Here is a 17390-nt window from a genome sequence, read left to right on the forward strand (position 1 = left end):
AACCGTTGACAGTGGTGAACTCCAGTCACACCCGTTTCGGATACTCGGTCGAAAAGTGGTGAATGTGCCCCGCGTCGCTCGTCACCGGGGCGCGGTCCTGACAGACCAGATTCCTCCGGGCGGGGGACAGTCACGGGGCGGGGACTGGGATTCACTGGACGGATGTCGAATCCGGGGCCTCCCGACGATGATGCGAACACGTCCGGATCGCCCCACGGGGACGAACCGCCGACGTCGATCCAGCCCGCTCGCCCGACGGTGGTCCCCGGCGTGCCGCTGGACAAGGCGCCGGGTCCAACCGGGTATCCCGGACCGCAGCCGGCATATCCCCAGGCCGGTTACCCGCCGCCGGGTTACCCGCCTCCGAACTTCCCGCCCCCGAACTTCCCGCCCCCGGGTTACCCGCCGTCCGGATATCTCCAAGCTCCGTATCCCCACCCCGGGTACCCGCCGCGCCCCCGACGGTCCAACCGCGTTGCATACCTCATCACGGGCATCGCGCTGGTCTGTGTGCTCGCGTTGGTGGTGGGGGGCGTCGTGTGGTGGAAGTCGTCGCGGGGTGGCGGGTCCGATGCCGCGCCGGACCTCGTGGCCGGTCAGCTCACGGGCTCGTTCCCCAGCGAGCCGAGTCCCGCCTGGAGCATCGATGCGGGTTCGCTGGGTGGCACGAGCTTTCTGTCACCGCAAGGGTCCGAAGGACGGTATGGCGCACCGGGCGGTGTCACCGACGGTGAAACCCTCGTCACCATCGTCGGCGATCAGTTCACGAGCGTCGGAAGCGCGCATCGTGCGGTGGGCATCAACACTCGGACCGGCGCGACATGGAAGTTCGACGAAGTCGTCAGCGGATGTGCCGACACCATCGTCGACCACCGGATCGCCTGTGTCGGAGACGGTGAGGTCCACTTTCTCGACACTCGGAACGGCACAGTGCTCGCCAGCGTGGATGCACCGTCGCAGTCCACGGAGATCGCGTTCAACGGTGAGGCCGCGTTCATGACTCAGTACGCGGCAGACGATTCGGTGGTCTTCCACAAGATCACCGAGTCGGGAACGGAATGGGCGCGTACGTTGACCGCGCTACCCGAACCTGCGTTGGGGAGCGGTGACTCGTCGCAGTTCACCGCCACGGACGAGGTCGTGGCGTCAGCCGGTCTCCGAACACTCGTCGTGTCCGCCGATGACGGACACCAGATCATCGCCGGCGCCGGGAAAGGCGAGATCGGTCGGTTCGGCGATAGATCATTGGCGCTCGAGACGGCCACGGTGTCCGGTATGGCGATGTCCGACCAGCGGGTGAGGGTGGTGGGCCGAGACGGCGCCGTCTCGGACCTGCCAGGAGAATCGGCGATCGTGCCGTCGGTCGCCACCCCCGGGCAGCGCGGTCGATTCCTGCTGGACGGGCTGTACGTGAACCGCGAGGACGGCACCAGTACGTGGTCGACGGCCCTGACGGACATCGACCGGTTCGGGTCTCGGATCGTGCTGGCCGACGACCGTGAGGTGGTCGTGTTCAACAGGGCGTCCGGCGATTACGTCGCTCTCGATCCGACGTCGGGAGAGCAACTGTGGACGTCGTCGAGTGGTTCGACCTCGACGTACTCGGGTCACGCCGTCACCGACGGCGAACGGCTCGTGGCACCCGCGCTCGATGGTGGATTGACGGCCCTCGATCTCGTGGGCGGCGCTCCGGTGTGGTCGTTGACGGCGGACGCGATCGGCAACGTTCCGGTGGCGGGCAGTACAGAGCCGCGTCCGGCGCTGACGTTCGCCGTCGGCGATCGGCTGATCGCCATGACCGCGACCACGATCACCGGGTTCGCGCCCACCGGGCCGTCGGCAATCGTCCCCGGAACGACCCGCGACGACGACGCTGCCGGTGGCGGCGAAGCCGAGTACGTCACGCCGTGCGGGTTGCCCCCGGTCTTCACGCCGCAGTCGTTCCGGACGTCGGCGGGCGGGCTGGGCGTGACCATGAAGGTCACCGCGAAGTGCCCGGGCGGCGACGTGCTGTACGGACCGCAGACCCGGATCACCATCACCGACGGCACCGGCATCGTCGCGTCCGGCAATTTCGACTTCCGGCGCGCACCGGTTGCGGTGCCATCGCTCGACGGCGCGGGCGAGGCGCTGACGATGGAACTGACCTACCCGCCGGGGAGCTTTCTTCGGCTGCCGGACACGCTCGATACGCAGGGCGCGGACACGACCGGCGACTCCGGCCGGTACCTCGTCGACTGCGACAAGGGCCCGGCCCCCGGTGCCCCGCCGAAGCTCACGGCACCCCGGTCGGGGACCTCGGCGTCGTCGACCGCCACCGGCCCCTCGTTCCCGGCCGGCGCCGACGTGACCGCGAGCAGTGTCGGCGCCCTGCGTCTGCAGGCCGATGCCGATCGCGCCTTCATCCTGGCGAACCTGAACAACCGGTGGGTCGCGCAGCTGAGTTCCAAACGACCGGGTCTCGTGGCCGAGGGGCGCACCTGGACCGATCCGGCGATCCTCGACGAATTCCTGGCACTCCGGCTGCGGTTCAACGACGTTCGGCTCCTCTGGAGTGACGAGTGGCCGGTGTTCTCGTACCGGGGCTGGTGGGTGACGGTGGCCGCGGCGACCTTCCCGGGGCCGGTGGAGGCCAACAACTGGTGTCGCGCGCAGGGATTCGGTCCCGACAACTGCTTCGCGAAGCTGGTCAGCACGACGGCGGGTCCGGAGCGGAGCACCGTGTACTGGAAATGAGGGACACCGGGAGCCCGGGTGGAAGGGCACGCCGGATTGCCCAGAACGATGACAACCGGTCGGCGCCCCGCGATACGGTCGGGTATGGATTTCTCCCCGTCAGCGCGGTCGGCCGAACTCACCGAACGCGTGCGCAACTTCGTGACCACCGAGATCGAGCCGGTCGAGCCCGAGATCCATCGGGACATCAAGGCTCGCCGCGACGGGGACGGCGACCCGTGGACGCCGTCGCCGATCATCGCCGAACTCCAGAAGAAGGCCCGGTCGCAGGGATTGTGGAACCTCTTCCTGCCCGCTGAGCACGCCGGTCGTTATGCCGCGGATTTCGGTACCGACGGCGGGGCGGGACTCACCAACATCGACTACGCCCCGGTCGCGGAGGCGATGGGTTCGTCGGGGCTCGCGCCGGTCATCTTCAACTGCAGCGCACCCGACACCGGGAACATGGAGGTCCTGCTCCGCTACGGCACCGAGGAACAGCGCAAGCAGTGGCTCGAGCCGTTGCTGACCGCCGAGATCCGCAGTGCCTTCTGCATGACCGAGCCGGCCGTCGCGTCGTCGGACGCCACCAACATGGCCGCGACCGCCGTCCTCGACGGCGACGACGTCGTCATCAACGGGACCAAGTGGTTCTCCACCGGTGTCGGCCATCCCGACTGCAAGGTCCTCATCTTCATGGGCGTCACCGATGCCGAGGCCGACCGGAAGTCCCGCCACACGATGGTGCTCATCCCCATCGACACCCCCGGGGTCACCATCGACCGGATGCTGACAACCATGGGCTACTACGACGAGCCGTTCGGCCACGGTGAGGTCAGCTTCGACAACGTCCGCGTCCCGGCGTCGAACATCCTCCTCGGACCCGGCCGGGCGTTCGAGATCGCGCAGGGCCGCCTCGGCCCGGGCCGGGTGCATCACTGCATGCGGGCGATCGGACTGGCCGAGAAGTCGCTGGAACTCGGTGTGCGTCGCGCACTCTCGCGCGAGGCCTTCGGCAAACAGCTCGCCCGTCTCGGCGGCAACAGCGAACGTGTCGCCGACGCCCGCATCGCGATCAACCGGTCGCGGCTGCTCGTCCACCACGCGGCGTGGCTGCTCGATCAGGGCCTGTCCCGAGAGGCGGTGTCGGCGGTCAGCGAGATCAAGGTCGAGGTGCCCAACATGGCGCTCGACGTGATCGACCTCGCGATCCAGTTGCACGGCGGTGCCGGACTGACCGACGACTTCCCGCTGGCGCAGGCCTGGGTGGGCGCGCGCTCGCTGCGACTGGCCGACGGACCGGATGAGGTGCACCGCAACGTCGTTGCGCGCATCGAGTTCGGCAAGTACCGCTGATCGGGGAACGAGAATGACTGACGAGGTCGCCGGTGCCGGCGAGGTCCGCACCGAGGATGCATTCGACGTCGAGGTGGTGGCGAAGTGGCTCGAGGCGAACGCCTCGGACCCGGCCGGTCTCGACGCGGTACCGCAGGTACGCCAGTTCGGCGGTGGCGCATCGAATCTCACGTACCTGCTGCGCTATCCCGCCAGGGACCTGATCCTGCGCCGGGCGCCGCGCGGAACCAAGGCGCGCGGTGCGCACGACATGGCACGTGAGTACCGGATCCAGTCCGAACTCGCGACCGCCATCCGCTACATCGCGCCGATGATCGCGTTCTGCGACGACGACTCGATCCTCGGCGCGGACTTCTACGTGATGGGCCGCATCGACGGCGTCATCCCGCGGACCGAATGGCCCGCGGATGTCCCGCTGGACGCCGAACAGGCGCGCGCGTTGTGTTCCAACTTCATCGACACCCTGGTGGAGGTGCATTCGGTCGACCCGAGCACCACGGGACTGGCCGATCTCGGCAAGGGCCCGGGATATGTCCGCCGCCAGGTCGACGGGTGGACCACACGATTCCGCAACGCGCACACCGAGGATGTACCCGATTTCGAGCAGACGATGGTGTGGTTGTCGGAGAACCAGCCCGACGACGTCGCGACGTGCGTCATCCACAACGACTTCAAGCTCGACAACGTCGTCCTCGACAAGGACGACCCCACCCGCGTGATCGGCATCCTGGACTGGGAGATGGCCACCCTCGGTGACCCGCTGATGGACGTCGCGGGATCGATGGCCTATTGGATCCAGGCCGACGACCCGGACGCCATGCAACTCATGCGCCGGGTCCCGACACATCTGCCGGGCATGGTCAGCCGCGCCGATTTCGTCGAAAAATACTGCGAGCGCATGGGTTTCGACATGACTCCGGAGCGCTGGCGGTGGTATGAGATCTTCGGTCTGTTCCGCGCGGCGGTCATCGCGCAGCAGATCTACTATCGCTACTACCACGGCCAGACCAGCAACAAGGCATTCGAACGTCTCGGTTACGCGGTGGGGATTCTCGCGCAGCGATTGGACGACCTCCTGTTGTAATCGCTCCGACGAAAGGGCCGACATGGCCGACGATCTGATCGCCCCATCCAGCGCCGACGACGAGTTGGGGACGGGTGGTTATCGGCCCGAACTACGACGGACACTCGGCGGTTTCGCCGTGTTCGCGATCTCCTTCGCGTTCATCTCGGTCGCGGTGGGCGTCTTCGCCACCTACGGCGAAGTGCTCGCCACCGCCGGCCCGGTGGGCATCTGGCTGTGGATCATCGCCGCGGTCGGGCAGACGCTGATCGCGCTGGTCGTCGCCCAGTTCGCCGCCCGCATCGCGCTGAGCGGGTCGTCGTACCAGTGGGCGTCGAGGCTGGCGAACCCCAGGGTCGGGTGGCTCTTCGGGTGGCTGAGCTTCTGGTATCTCGCGATCGCCGTCGTCGCGATGGACAATGCGCTCGCCAGCCAGGCGCTGATGCCGCTGCTGGGGATGGCCGAGGACGAGTCGGTCGCACGGGTCATCACCGTTGCTGTACTCGTCGTCCAGGCTGTCCTGGTCATCGCGTCGACCCGGCTGCTCGGTCTGTTCACCTCGGGAGCCGTCGCCGTCGAACTGGCGATCGTCGCGATCCTGGTCGTCGCGCTCGCGGTGGTGATGGTGGTCACCGGCAGCGGCCATCTCGGCAACCTGGGTTCGGCGGGGATCGCCGCGGGTGCGCCGGACTACTGGGCCATCGGCGGGGGAGTGATGGCCGCGATGGTCATGGGCCTGACGACCCTGGTGGGCTTCGACTCGGCGGCGAACCTCGCCGAGGAGGCCAAGGATCCGTTCCGGAGCGTTCCACGCGCGATCGTCGGTTCGGTGGTGGCCGCCGCGGTCGTCGGACTGGGCTTCCTCATCGTCCTGACCCTCGCGATCGAGGACGTCGCCGCGGTCAGCCGCGACGGCTCACCGGTCGCCGCGATCATCCGCGACCAGCTGGGATCGGTTGCCGAACGAATCCTGTTGGTGTGCATCGTGTTCGCGATGTTCGGTGCCGGAATGGTCGTGATGGCCGCCTGCGCCCGGCAGGTGTTCGCGATGGCCAGGGACGGGCGGTTCCCGGCGCATCGGCTGATGCGCCGGGTCAATCCGCGAACGCAGACGCCGGTCCCGGCGACGCTGCTCATCCTCGGCGTCGGCGTGGTGTTGATGCTCGCACTCCCGGGTTCGGCACTCATCGAACTGATCATCGCCTCGACGATCCTGCCGGCCCTCATCTACGGCGGGATCGTCGTCCTGTATCTCGTGGTCCGAAAGCGCCTGGAGCGCAAGGTCGGTGGTTTCAGCCTCGGCCGTTTCGAGTTCCCCATCGCGATCGCCGCCCTCATCTGGGTGGTGTTCGCACTGTTCGTCCTCGTCACTCCCGATGACGCGACCGTGCCGACGCTGATCGTCCTCGGACTGATAGCTGCGGGGGCGCTGTACTTCGCCTGGATGATGGTCCGGAATCGCCAGGTACTCGACTCCGAACCCGGCGTCGACGAATTTGCCGCGTCGTCAACCGAATCGAGCGACTAGTCCACCGGCTGCGTCAGACCGTCATCCCTCGCCACACCACATCGAACACAGCACGCAATCGGTCCTGTGTCGCCGGGTCTTCCAGGTGGTCTCCGCGAACCACGATCTGGTAGTACGCGGCACCGGCGATGGCGTCGAAGCAGGCTCCGACGTCCAGATCGGTGCGCAGGAGACCCCGTTCGATCCCGGTGCGGAGGGCGGCCTCCACAGGGACGCGGCGACGTGCGACATGCGAGGTATCGGGGAATTACGAGACCGCTGTACTGCGAATGGAACGTCAGGTGAACAGAAGACGAAACGCTCACCGACGCGGGCTCACTGATGCGTGGGGCTCACGGCACGCACGCGGGCGCAACTAGTCCAGCCCCTCCTGGGCCCCGCGGTCTCCGCGTCGGACACCGGCGCGCTGGACGAGCACGATGGTGGTCCCGAGCAGTCCGACGGCCAGACCGGTGAGACAGATCTCGAGAGCGTGGTCGCCGCCCAGATCGGAGATCGCCACGACGAGCGTCGCCACGGCCCACGCGATCATCCCGACCACGATCACCGGCTCCGGGGCGCGCAGCGCGCGCGGTAGATCGGGGATCTCAGGTGTCGCGGACATGGACAACAGGGTAGCTTTCGGAACGTGCCACACGATGAGCCCAGTGAGTCTCGCGATCTGAGGTCCTCTGACACTCCCGGTGATGCGGACACCTCGAGCCACTCGCACAGCCAACCCGACTTCCCGGCGACCTCCCCCGGGCCGGACAGTCCGGTCGCGAGCGGCCCGCTCGACCGGTTCTTCAAGATCTCCGAACGGGGATCGACGATCAATCGTGAGCTCCGCGGCGGTCTCGTCACCTTCTTCACGATGGCCTACATCGTGGTGCTCAACCCGATCATCATCGGCGGTATCCCGGGCGGCGACAAGAACACCGACGTCCTGGGCAACGTCCTGCCGCTGGCGCAGGTCGCCGCGGTCACCGCACTCGTCGCGGGTGTGATGTCGATCCTGTTCGGCCTCGTCGCCAACTATCCGTTCGCGATCGCGGCGGGCCTCGGCATCAACAGTCTGCTGGCAGTGTCCATCGCCCCGCAGGTGACCTGGCCCGAGGCGATGGGTCTGGTGGTCGTCGACGGCATCATCATCGTGCTGCTGGCCGTGACCGGATTCCGCACCGCGGTGTTCAACGCGGTGCCCGCCGAACTGAAGGCCGCGATCGCGGCCGGAATCGGCTTGTTCATCGCCTTCATCGGCTTCGTCGACGCGGGCTTCGTCAAGCGCATCCCCGACGCCGCCGGGACCACGGTGCCGGTGCAGTTGGGCATCGACAACTCGATCTCCACGGTCCCCACCCTGATCTTCGCGGTCGGGGTGCTGCTCATGGGCGTCCTGGTGGTGCGCCGGGTCCCGGGTGGTCTGCTGATCGGCATCGCCCTCACGACCGTGCTCTCGATCGTGCTGGAGCAGATCTTCGACTACGGGTCGAGCGTCGAGAACCCCTCGGGCTGGGGTCTGAGCGTGCCCGACATCCCCAGCGCCCTCGGCGGTCTGCCCGATCTCAGCCTCGTCGGCGACGTCGACCTGTTCGGCGCGTTCACCCGTATCGGTGTTCTTGCGGCATCGGTACTGGTCTTCGCGCTGGTGCTGTCCAACTTCTTCGACGCCATGGGCACCATGACCGGCCTCGGCAAGGAGGCCGGACTGGCCGACGAGAAGGGGAACCTGCCCGGGATCGGCCGCGCGCTGGTGGTCGAGGGAACCGGTGCCATCGCCGGCGGTGCCGCGTCGGCGTCGTCGAACACCGTGTTCGTCGAGTCCGCCTCCGGCATCGCCGAAGGTGCGCGCACGGGCCTCGCGAATGTCGTGACCGGTGTGCTGTTCCTGGTGGCGATGTTCTTGACACCGCTCTACGAGGTGATCCCGCTCGAGGCGGTCGCCCCCGCGCTGGTGGTCGTCGGCGCCATGATGATCGGCCAGCTCACGACCGTCGACTTCAAGCGGTTCGACTACGCGCTGCCGGCTTTCCTGACCGTGGTCACGATGCCGTTCACCTACTCGATCGCGAACGGCATCGGCATCGGCTTCATCAGCTGGGTCGTGATGGCGACCGCGGCGGGCAAGGCGCGCACCGTGCACCCGTTGCTCTGGTTCGTCGCCGCGATCTTCGTGGCCTACTTCGCCCGCGGACCGATCTCGGACCTCATCGGCTGACGCGCCGACGCCGCGCACTTCCGGTATGTCGGGTTTCCTGTCGTCCACCCGACTCAATTTCGCATTGCGTAGGTCTTCGGCCTGCTCGGCTGGCCTACCCTGGGTGGATGAATTCACCAGATGGTGACGGAAGCCTGTCCGGCGATCTGTCGCTCGCGGTCATCCGCCTCGCGCGCCGCCTCCGGGGCCGCCGCGAGAACAAGCTGGTGTCACTGACCCAGCTGTCCGCCCTCAACACGCTCCATCACGAGGGACCGATGACCCCGGGCGCACTCGCCGCGGCCGAGCGGGTCCGGCCACCGTCGATGACCAGGGTCATCGCCTCGCTGTCGGATCTGGGGATGATCAGACGGGAGCCCCATCCGACCGACGGCCGTCAGGCCATCGTGACGCTGTCGTCCGAAGGCGCCGACGTCGTGATCGACGAACTCGCCGCCCGCAAGGCGTGGTTGAGCGATCGGCTGGCGGAGCTGTCCCTCGACGAGCGGGAGATCCTGCGCGGGGCTGTGCACATCTTCGAGAAGATCCTCGGGCAGGCCGACACCGACGTCCCGCGTTCACGCGTGATGTGAGCCGTCCCCCCGCTCATGAGGAGTCTCCACTGCTCCCTGAGGAGTCCCGGAGCGTGCCCTGAGGGGTCTCCACTGCTCCCTGAGGAGTCCCGGAGCGTGCGGAGGGACGTCTCGAAGGGTCAGAAGAACGTGCCGGAGAAGGGTGCGCGGTCGGTCATGAACGCGTGGTCCAGGGCGCGCAGCGTCGCCGGGGAGTCGACGTGCAGGCGTCCCGCGGCCGCGAAGGCCGACGGTCGGATCCCGCCCAGGTAGATGCTCGAGAGCACCGAGATGTCCAGCCGGACCGTGGGCACCGCACCCGTCTTGGCCGGCGCGACGATCGCTCCGCCCTCGCGCACCGAGATGTCGAAAACGCCTCCGTGCCCGCGGAATTCGTCGGTCACCTCGATCACGGCATCCAGGTCGGCCGCGTAGTGGCGGCCGCCCAGGGCGGCCGGGACGTCGAGGATGCGCAGCCACATCGTGTCGGCGGTGCCGGTCACCGACACCGACCGCGGATTGACGAGCTTCTGCGGCAGCGGGTCGTCGACCGGGATCGACGCGGTGATCGACGGGATGAGGTCGAGGTTGATCAGCACACGCCACAGGTCGGTGTGCGCGTCGTCGGTCACCGCGAACACCTCGTTGACCTCGCCGCGCACCGCGCCGGTCTCGTCCTTGTAGATGCGGTAGCTCGCGTAGCCGTCGGCGTGCAGCAGATAGTGCAATCCGCTCGCCGACAGCGGCCGCTCCGACGCGCGGTCGGCCAGGATGGGATTCCACCACGCGGGTGTGCGGGTGAGGGCGCCCGGTGTCGTGAGGGTCCAGCGTGCGTGGAGATCGGGGATCGCCGCGGCCACCGCGTCGGCGTCGGCGTAGCGGACGGTGGCGTCGTCGGGCTGGGCGGCCCGTATCGCCGCTCCCGGGGTCAGCGACACCGAGTTCGCGAAACACGCCGGGCCGAAGCCGAACCGCTCGTAGATGGTGCCCTCACTCGCGGTGAGAATCGCGAAGGTGTACTTTTCCGACTCCCACTGCTCGACGAGTTCGGTGAGCATGCGTCGAAGGATGCCGCGCCGCCGGTGGGTCGACGCCACCGAGACCCACGACAGGCCGGCCGCGTCGGACACACCACCGCCGGGCAGCGACATCGACATCCGGTAGAACATCGCGACCCCGACGAGGGGCTGGGTGTCCAGGCCGGTGTCGCGCACCAGCACGACGTCGTCGTCGGCGACCTTGCCGCGCAGATCGGCGACCTCGTCGTCGGGCAACGGGTTGCGCATGGCGAACGCGCGGGCGTCAGTGGTGATGATGTCGGCCCAGTCGGCGTCGGTGGCGCGTTTCAGGGACAGACGTGACATCGGAGTCGAAGCGCTGGTCACGCCTTCCACAGTTTCATACCCCGGCGCTGTCGGGTTCGTCCGGGTGGCAGACTGTTGCGGTGCCCGGGCTCGCAGTGAACGTGATCGACATCGACGACCCGGAGGACCCCCGCGTCGACGACTTCCGCGATCTCAACTCCGTCGACCGCCGCCCCGACCTGCCGGTCCTGCCCGGTGGACGCCCGGGCCGCGGTCTCGTCATCGCCGAAGGCGTGCTCGTCGCCCAGCGGATGATCGCGTCGCGGTTCGAGACCCACGCATTCCTCGGGGTGGCCAAGAGACTCGACGAACTCGACGTCGATCTCCGGGACCCGTCGCTGGCCGGTGTGCCCTTCTACCGTGCCACCGCCGAGGTCATGGCCGAGGTCGTCGGTTTCCACCTCAACCGCGGCGTGCTCGCGGTGTCCCGTCGACCGTCGGTGCTCACGGTGCCCGACATCCTCAACGACGCCCGGACCGTCGCGATCCTCGAAGGTGTCAACGACCACGAGAACATCGGCTCGATCTTCCGCAACGCCGCCGGACTGGGCGTCGACGCGGTGCTGTTCGGTCAGGGTTGCGCCGATCCGCTGTACCGCCGCTGCGTGCGGGTGTCGATGGGCCACGCGCTGCTCGTGCCGTTCGCGCGGTTCGACGACTGGCCACGCGGCCTGGACCTGTTGCGGAACCAGGACTTCCAATTGGTCTCGATGACTCCCGACCCCGATGCGGTGACCCTCGCCGAGGCGGTCACCGCCGAGAAGGTCGGCTTCCTGGTCGGCGCCGAGGGTCCCGGCCTGACGGCTTCGGCGATGGCGGCGACCGATGTGAAGGCCCGCATCCCGATGAGCCGCGGCACCGACTCGCTGAACGTGGCGACCGCGGCGGCCGTTGCGTTCTACGAGCGCGCACGGTCGGGCACGATGGGGGAATGACCGTCGAGTCGGAGAACGGCGAGCCCACGCCATGGGTCCTGGGGATCATCGTCGGCGCCTCGTGCGCGTTGTTCGCCGCGTTCGTCCTGGTCGGGGTCTATCAGCTCATCGGGGGGATACTGCCCGTCCTCGGTATCGCCGCGGTTCTGGTCGTCGCGGGCGGCCTCGGCTGGACCCTGTGGGAGTTCCGGGCGCGGCCCGTGTGGCGCTGGGTCGTGTGGGGACTGCTGCTCGGCTTCCTCGCCGGTGTCGCGTCCTCGATCGCCTTGCTGGCGCTGGGGCGACCCCCCGCTGCCTGAGGAGCGAGCTTGCGAGCGTCTCGAAGGCTTCAGAACCCGAAGTATTCGCGGATGCGGCCGCGTTTACGGGTGGGCTGCTCCGGCGGCGCCGTCCGCTGCTGGGTGCGCGAAGCCGTTGCCGCGCGGTAGTTCTCGTAGTCGGCGGCGGTCGGTTCGTACTCGGCCGGGTGCAGCGCGAAGCAGGTGACGGTGATCAGCGCCGGGTCGAGGTCCGACTCCGCGAGCGGGTGGGTGTAGCGGAATCCGAGCCACGCGCGGTTCGACTCCTCGGCGAGGTGCCCGGGGTGGAACGGCAGTGACATCGGCGCGGTGGGGACGCCGTCGGCGTGGCTCAGCGGGTGTTCGCCGCCCCAGAACGGTTTCTCGAACGTGAACGGCAGGCCGTGATCCTCGTGGATCGTCACCGGGTCGGCCGCGAAGGAACGCCGAAGAGTCCCCGACTCCCACCGGGCGAACACCCCGAGCGAGGCGTCGGGTTCGGTGTAGAGCAGGGTCGTCGTCGCGCTGGGGCGCATCCGTGCGAGCGCGCGGGTCAGCGTCGACGGTGTGGTCGTCTCGAACAGCGAGCAGGACACGACGGCCAGGGGGCCGTAGAAGCCGGCGTAGACATGGGTGTCGCGGGCCGCGGCGGCCGCCGCGAGATCGGTGTCGACGAGGGGGACGAGCACGCTGTCGCCGAAGATGGCGGTGGCCAGCTGGTGGGCGTGCTGGGAGTCGTTGGCCGGACCGGTGCGGAGGATCGCGGCCGGATCGTCGGAGTCGACGAACCAGACCGTGGCCGCGCGTGCCGAGGACACTCAGCTGTTCCCGTTGCTGCGTACGCCGAGCAGGACATCCTCCCACGCCGGGACGGCCGGTTTGCGTGTCTTCTTCCGACGCGGACGTTCGGGACCCGACGCCGGGGCGGACGGCGCCTCGTCGGGGTCGGTGCCCTCGGCGTCGACGGCCGGTCCGGCGGTGGTTGTGTCCGGGCCGGATGCGGTCTCGCCGGGCTCGGCGGACTGCTCGTCGTCGAAGCCGAAGTCGAAGGGCACGGTGCCGTCGTCCTCGGCAGTGGTCCGCCGGTCGTGGCGGGCGCGCTGCGCACCGATGATCGAGTTCGCGTCGATGGTGACCTCTTCGCGCCCATCCGGGGTCGTCTCGACGGCGACCTCGGGGGTCGCCACGGGGGTCAGGCGACGGCGCGGAGCGATGGTCTCGGGATGGGTGAGTTCGTCGGCGAGGTCGTCGAGCGGGTCGACGCTGCCGCCGTGCGAACCGGGCTGGTAGCGCCAGTGGGCCAGGTTGTCGGTGCGTCCGACACTCCAGGCCACCTGCACCACCCAGTAACCGTCGTCGCCCTTCCACGCGTCCCAGTCGGCGTCGTTCGGATTCTGGCCGTAGGCGTGCAGGCCCTCGGCGACCGACTCGACGAGCGTCGCGACGGCGGGACCGTCGTGGCGGACGGGGTGGGCAGCACCGGCGAGCTCGGTTGCGCGGCTGCGTTCGAGGAGGACCGGGTGGGCGAAGCGTTCGATCTTCTCGACACCCACCCCTGCTGCGGCCGCGACCTCGGCGACGGTTGCACCTGCTCGGATTCGTGCCTGGATCTCGCGTGGCCGCAATGCACTCTCCATCTCGATCTCGATCTGTCCCAGTCGTGAGATGTCGCCGCGGGCTGCGGCGCGGAGGCGTTCGTCGGAGGCGATCCGGAATTTCTCACCCGATTGCGGGTCTTGGCAGATCACATGGGAGCCGTCGGTTTCCACTCCGACGACGCGGAGCTCACGCATCTGCTCCTCCTCCGGTGGGTGCACGCATTGGGGTCACATTAACTCACCGATCTGCCGGTTCACTGTGGGACACGCGGCAAAACCGCAGTTCAGCACGCGTGGGGCTCAAGCGACGCCAGCGGTCGATGCGTCGGATGTGGTCTGTGTGAACCAGGCTACCGGTTCGTGAAGCACCGCCGGCGCGCCGCAACGATCTGTGCGGCGCGCCGGCGGCGTGTGGTCGACGAGGTGATCAGAGACGCTCGACGATGTAGTCGATGCACTCGGTGAGCTTGCTGACGTCCTCGGGCTCGATGGCCGGGAACATGCCGATACGCAGCTGGTTCCGGCCCAGCTTGCGGTACGGCTCGGTGTCGACGACCCCGTGTGCGCGAAGGATCTTCGCGACCGACGCGGCGTCGACGTCGTCGGTGAAGTCGATCGTGCCGACGACCTGGCTGCGGTTGGCCGCCTCGCCGACGAACGGCGTCGCGAACTGGCTGGCCTCCGCCCACTGGTAGAGGCGCGAGCTGGAATCGGCGGTGCGCGAGACACACCAGTCCAGGCCGCCGTTGCCGTTCATCCACTCGATCTGGTTCGCGAACAGCAGCAGCGACCCGACGGCCGGGGTGTTGTAGGTCTGGTTCTTGCTGCTGTTGTCGACCGCGGTCGGCAACGACAGGAACTCCGGGCACCAGCGGTCGGTCTCGGCGATCTCCGCGACCCGAGCGAGCGCACGCGGGCTCATGAGCGCGACCCACAGGCCGCCGTCGGAGGCGAAGCACTTCTGCGGGGCGAAGTAGTAGACGTCGGCGTCGGCGATGTCCACGGGCAGACCGCCCGCACCCGAGGTGGCGTCGATGGCGATGAGCGCGTCATCCGAACCGGCGGGCCGGACGACGGGGACCGCGACGCCTGTCGAGGTCTCGTTGTGTGCCCAGCCGATGAGGTCGACGCCGCCGAAGTCGTCGGCGGTCAGCGCGGACGGATCGGGCGCGGTGCCCGGGTCGGTGGAGATGACCGCGGGGTTGTCCAGGAACGGCGCCTTCTTGGCGACGGTCGCGAACTTCGACGAGAACTCGCCGTAGGTGAGGTGCAGCGACCGCTGCTTGATCAGGCCGAACGCCGCGGCGTCCCAGAACGCGGTGGTGCCGCCGTTGGAGATCACGACCTCGTAGCCATCGGGCAGGGAGAACAGATCGGACAAGCCCTCGCGGATCGAGCCGACGACGTTCTTCACCGGAGCCTGCCGATGACTGGTGCCGAACACCGACGCGCCGGTGTCGACGAGGGACTGCAACTGCTCGGGGCGCACCTTCGACGGTCCGCAACCGAAGCGGCCGTCCGACGGCAGCAGGTCGGCGGGCAGGGTGATCGGTGCGGTGGCGGCTTCGCTCATGTCGGCAATTCTAGGGAGTGGCCCCCGCCACCCCGGGTTCGGTCCCTGCAAACCCGACGACGGTGGCGGCGTCGGCTCGCGGTCACGTCAGCACAGAAGCGCTGCTTCGACCACAGCGGGGCTGCTCACAGCCCGCGCTCCTGTGGTGAAAGTCGCGCTCCTGTGGAACGGGCCTACAGGCCCGGTTTCACGACGTCGCCCCAGCCCTCGACGTCCTCGGGGCGCCGGGGGCTCGGGCCGGTGTAGATCGCGGCCGGGCGGACCAGCTTGCCCAGGCGCTTCTGCTCCAGGATGTGCGCGCACCATCCGGCGGTGCGGCCGCAGGTGAACATCGCCGGCATCATGTGGGTCGGCACCTCGGCGAAGTCGAGGATGACCGCCGCCCAGAACTCGACATTGGTCTCGATGGCGCGGTCGGGGCGTCGTTCCCGGAGTTCGGTGAGCGCGGCCTGTTCGAGCGCGGCGGCGATCTCGAAGCGCGGTACGCCCAATTCCTGTGCGGTGCGGCGGAGCACGCGGGCACGCGGGTCCTCCGCGCGGTACACCCGGTGCCCGAAGCCCATCAGCTTCTCCTTGCGGTCGAGGATCCCCTTCACGAGTCCTCGTGCATCGCCGGTGTTCTCGACCTCTTCGATCATCGGCAGCACGCGCGCGGGGGCTCCGCCGTGCAGGGGACCCGACATGGCGCCGATCGCGCCCGACAGCGACGCCGCGACGTCGGCTCCGGTGGAGGCGATGACCCGCGCGGTGAACGTCGAGGCATTCATGCCGTGCTCGGCGGCGCTGACCCAGTAGGCGTCGATCGCGGCGATGTGGCGGGGGTCGGGGTCGCCCTTCCAGCGCGTCATGAAACGTGCGGTGACGGTGTCGCATTCGTCGATCACGTGCTGGGGGACCGCGGGCTGGTGGATGCCGCGGGCCGACTGCGCCACATACGACAACGCCATCACCGATGCGCGGGCGAGATTGTCGCGGGCGGTCTCGTCATCGATGTCGAGAAGGGGCTGGTAACCCCAGATCGGTGCGAGCATGGCCAACGCGGCCTGGACGTCGACGCGCACGTCACCGGTGTGGATCGGCAGCGGGAACGGTTCGGCCGGCGGCAGACCGTTGCCGAACCTGCCGTCGACCAGCAGCGCCCACACATCGGCGAAGGTCACCTTGTTCTCGACCAGGTCTTCGATGTCGACGCCGCGATAGCGGAGATTGCCGCCGTTCTTGTCCGGTTCGGCGATGTCGGTCGTGAAGGCCACGACGCCCTCGAGCCCGGCGACGAAATCCTCGGGAACAGTGTTGGCCATGGCAACCCACCTCACTCGACGTCCGTGTCGTGCATCCGCTGTCCGGTGAATCCTCGCGAATCCTCGCGGGACGGGACTCGCCGGGGATGCGGTCCACGACGAACTGTAGATCAGCCGGACGCCCCGCGTGTACCCCGGAGTAACCAGCGGGGTCGGAGTAGCGTCAGCAAAGTGTTGGACGAGTCGCACGACCCCATCGACCTGCCGAACATGCGCGTCGGATACGGCGGCGGCATCCCACCCAACATCGGCGAGGGTGACCGTGCCGCGGGTGCCGACGGTATCCGCGAGAACCTCGACCCGAGCTGGTTGCGCGGCGACCCGCCGTGGCTGGATCTCTTCCACGTCTGGCTGCGTGAAGCCGTCGATGCCCGCATCGCCGAGCCCAATGCGATGGTCCTCGGCACGGCCGACGCGGATGGCCGGCCGTCGACGCGCACCGTGCTGTGCAAGGGCGTCGACGCGAACGGCGTGGTCTTCTTCACCGGTCACGACTCGGACAAGGGCCGCCACCTCGCCGCGAATCCGTATGCCTCGGTGACCTTTCCCTGGATCGCCCTGGAACGTCAGGTGCACTTTCGCGGGCCGGTCGAACACGTCAGCGCCGAAGAGGTCCAGGCGTACTGGGAGCTGCGGCCCCGCGGTTCCCAGTTGTCGGCCGCGGCATCGGAACAGTCGCGGCCCATCGGCAGCCGCGTCGAACTCGAGCAGAAGGCCGCCGCGCTCGCCGAGGCCTACGGCGGCTTCGACGACGGTGCGGAGGTGCCGGTCCCGTCCGACTGGGGCGGGTACCGCATCGCACCGGTCGAGGTCGAGTTCTGGCAGGGTCGGGCGAACCGCCTGCACAACCGGGTTCGGCTGACCCACGTCGACCACTCCTGGCGGGTCGAACGGCTTCAGCCCTGACCGACGGTCCGGTCCGCGGCAGCTG

General features: G+C 68.5%; 15 protein-coding genes and 1 pseudogene. 9 read left to right on the forward strand and 7 right to left on the reverse strand.

Annotated features, from left to right (window positions below; all coding sequences use genetic code 11):
* The first annotated feature begins 162 nt into the window (after nucleotides 1-162).
* The 4 genes from AMD30_RS11835 (at nucleotide 163) to AMD30_RS11850 (ending at nucleotide 6662) form a co-directional block, all read left to right on the forward strand.
* Nucleotides 163-2736, forward strand: a complete 2574-nt coding sequence (locus AMD30_RS11835) for an outer membrane protein assembly factor BamB family protein (RefSeq protein ID WP_055475772.1) — start codon at nucleotides 163-165, stop codon at nucleotides 2734-2736.
* An 84-nt stretch (nucleotides 2737-2820) separates the two neighbouring features.
* Nucleotides 2821-4071, forward strand: a complete 1251-nt coding sequence (locus AMD30_RS11840) for an acyl-CoA dehydrogenase family protein (RefSeq protein WP_044506093.1) — start codon at nucleotides 2821-2823, stop codon at nucleotides 4069-4071.
* 13 nt (nucleotides 4072-4084) lie between these two features.
* Nucleotides 4085-5155, forward strand: a complete 1071-nt coding sequence (locus tag AMD30_RS11845; protein ID WP_055475773.1) for a phosphotransferase family protein — start codon at nucleotides 4085-4087, stop codon at nucleotides 5153-5155.
* A 22-nt stretch (nucleotides 5156-5177) separates the two neighbouring features.
* Nucleotides 5178-6662 (forward strand): APC family permease, encoded by a 1485-nt coding sequence (locus tag AMD30_RS11850; protein WP_055475774.1) that lies wholly within the window; start codon nucleotides 5178-5180, stop codon nucleotides 6660-6662.
* Nucleotides 6663-6675: 13 nt separating this feature from the next.
* Here the strand turns inward: AMD30_RS11850 and AMD30_RS11855 are convergent.
* A pseudogene (locus AMD30_RS11855) lies at nucleotides 6676-6882 on the reverse strand (TetR/AcrR family transcriptional regulator C-terminal ligand-binding domain-containing protein); the annotation flags it as partial.
* 135 nt (nucleotides 6883-7017) lie between these two features.
* A complete protein-coding gene (locus AMD30_RS11860) occupies nucleotides 7018-7266 on the reverse strand; it encodes a DUF2530 domain-containing protein (RefSeq protein WP_010844309.1) in 249 nt (82 codons plus the stop codon).
* A 24-nt stretch (nucleotides 7267-7290) separates the two neighbouring features.
* Between AMD30_RS11860 and AMD30_RS11865 the strand changes: the two genes are divergently transcribed.
* Both AMD30_RS11865 and AMD30_RS11870 read left to right on the forward strand, forming a co-directional pair.
* Nucleotides 7291-8859, forward strand: coding sequence for an NCS2 family permease (locus tag AMD30_RS11865; RefSeq protein ID WP_055475775.1), 1569 nt, complete (start codon nucleotides 7291-7293; stop codon nucleotides 8857-8859).
* Nucleotides 8860-8966: 107 nt separating this feature from the next.
* Nucleotides 8967-9431, forward strand: a complete 465-nt coding sequence (locus AMD30_RS11870) for a MarR family transcriptional regulator (RefSeq protein ID WP_044506095.1) — start codon at nucleotides 8967-8969, stop codon at nucleotides 9429-9431.
* A gap of 119 nt (nucleotides 9432-9550) precedes the next feature.
* On the opposite strand, the gene AMD30_RS11875 is transcribed toward AMD30_RS11870, so the two are convergent.
* On the reverse strand, nucleotides 9551-10774 hold the full coding sequence (locus AMD30_RS11875) for a GNAT family N-acetyltransferase (RefSeq protein ID WP_156354228.1): 1224 nt from the start codon (nucleotides 10772-10774) through the stop codon (nucleotides 9551-9553).
* Nucleotides 10775-10854: 80 nt separating this feature from the next.
* Here AMD30_RS11875 and AMD30_RS11880 point away from each other — a divergent pair, with 80 nt between their 5' ends.
* Nucleotides 10855-11709, forward strand: coding sequence for a TrmH family RNA methyltransferase (locus AMD30_RS11880; protein ID WP_055475776.1), 855 nt, complete (start codon nucleotides 10855-10857; stop codon nucleotides 11707-11709).
* Nucleotides 11706-12008, forward strand: a complete 303-nt coding sequence (locus AMD30_RS11885) for a DUF2537 domain-containing protein (RefSeq protein ID WP_055475777.1) — start codon at nucleotides 11706-11708, stop codon at nucleotides 12006-12008. Before AMD30_RS11880 ends, AMD30_RS11885 begins: the two co-directional genes overlap by 4 nt.
* A gap of 29 nt (nucleotides 12009-12037) precedes the next feature.
* Here AMD30_RS11885 and AMD30_RS11890 read toward each other — a convergent pair whose 3' ends face one another.
* From AMD30_RS11890 to AMD30_RS11905, 4 genes are all read right to left on the reverse strand, one after another.
* The gene (locus tag AMD30_RS11890) at nucleotides 12038-12805 is read right to left on the reverse strand and encodes a DUF6928 family protein (RefSeq protein WP_010844791.1); all 768 of its coding nucleotides are present in this window, start codon (nucleotides 12803-12805) and stop codon (nucleotides 12038-12040) included.
* Entirely contained in the window at nucleotides 12806-13780 is a 975-nt protein-coding gene (gene sepH, locus AMD30_RS11895) for a septation protein SepH (protein ID WP_014925760.1), read from the reverse strand.
* A 232-nt stretch (nucleotides 13781-14012) separates the two neighbouring features.
* The gene (serC, locus tag AMD30_RS11900) at nucleotides 14013-15158 is read right to left on the reverse strand and encodes a phosphoserine transaminase (RefSeq protein ID WP_055475778.1); all 1146 of its coding nucleotides are present in this window, start codon (nucleotides 15156-15158) and stop codon (nucleotides 14013-14015) included.
* A 173-nt stretch (nucleotides 15159-15331) separates the two neighbouring features.
* Nucleotides 15332-16459, reverse strand: a complete 1128-nt coding sequence (locus AMD30_RS11905) for a citrate synthase 2 (RefSeq protein ID WP_010844788.1) — start codon at nucleotides 16457-16459, stop codon at nucleotides 15332-15334.
* A 210-nt stretch (nucleotides 16460-16669) separates the two neighbouring features.
* Here AMD30_RS11905 and pdxH point away from each other — a divergent pair, with 210 nt between their 5' ends.
* Nucleotides 16670-17365, forward strand: coding sequence for a pyridoxamine 5'-phosphate oxidase (gene pdxH / locus AMD30_RS11910; protein WP_442902698.1), 696 nt, complete (start codon nucleotides 16670-16672; stop codon nucleotides 17363-17365).
* The last annotated feature ends 25 nt before the right edge of the window (nucleotides 17366-17390 follow it).

It is taken from the genome of Gordonia sp. HS-NH1 (assembly GCF_001418765.1).
Taxonomy (GTDB): domain Bacteria; phylum Actinomycetota; class Actinomycetes; order Mycobacteriales; family Mycobacteriaceae; genus Gordonia.

Coding starts and splice junctions, on each gene's coding strand:
- AMD30_RS11835 (WP_055475772.1), top strand. CDS start 163: ATGTCGAATCCGGGGCCTCCCGACGATGATGCGAACACGTCCGGATCG.
- AMD30_RS11840 (WP_044506093.1), top strand. CDS start 2,821: ATGGATTTCTCCCCGTCAGCGCGGTCGGCCGAACTCACCGAACGCGTG.
- AMD30_RS11845 (WP_055475773.1), top strand. CDS start 4,085: ATGACTGACGAGGTCGCCGGTGCCGGCGAGGTCCGCACCGAGGATGCA.
- AMD30_RS11850 (WP_055475774.1), top strand. CDS start 5,178: ATGGCCGACGATCTGATCGCCCCATCCAGCGCCGACGACGAGTTGGGG.
- AMD30_RS11860 (WP_010844309.1), bottom strand. CDS start 7,266: ATGTCCGCGACACCTGAGATCCCCGATCTACCGCGCGCGCTGCGCGCC.
- AMD30_RS11870 (WP_044506095.1), top strand. CDS start 8,967: ATGAATTCACCAGATGGTGACGGAAGCCTGTCCGGCGATCTGTCGCTC.
- AMD30_RS11875 (WP_156354228.1), bottom strand. CDS start 10,774: ATGTCACGTCTGTCCCTGAAACGCGCCACCGACGCCGACTGGGCCGAC.
- AMD30_RS11885 (WP_055475777.1), top strand. CDS start 11,706: ATGACCGTCGAGTCGGAGAACGGCGAGCCCACGCCATGGGTCCTGGGG.
- sepH (WP_014925760.1), bottom strand. CDS start 13,780: ATGCGTGAGCTCCGCGTCGTCGGAGTGGAAACCGACGGCTCCCATGTG.
- serC (WP_055475778.1), bottom strand. CDS start 15,158: ATGAGCGAAGCCGCCACCGCACCGATCACCCTGCCCGCCGACCTGCTG.
- AMD30_RS11905 (WP_010844788.1), bottom strand. CDS start 16,459: ATGGCCAACACTGTTCCCGAGGATTTCGTCGCCGGGCTCGAGGGCGTC.
- pdxH (WP_442902698.1), top strand. CDS start 16,670: ATGCGCGTCGGATACGGCGGCGGCATCCCACCCAACATCGGCGAGGGT.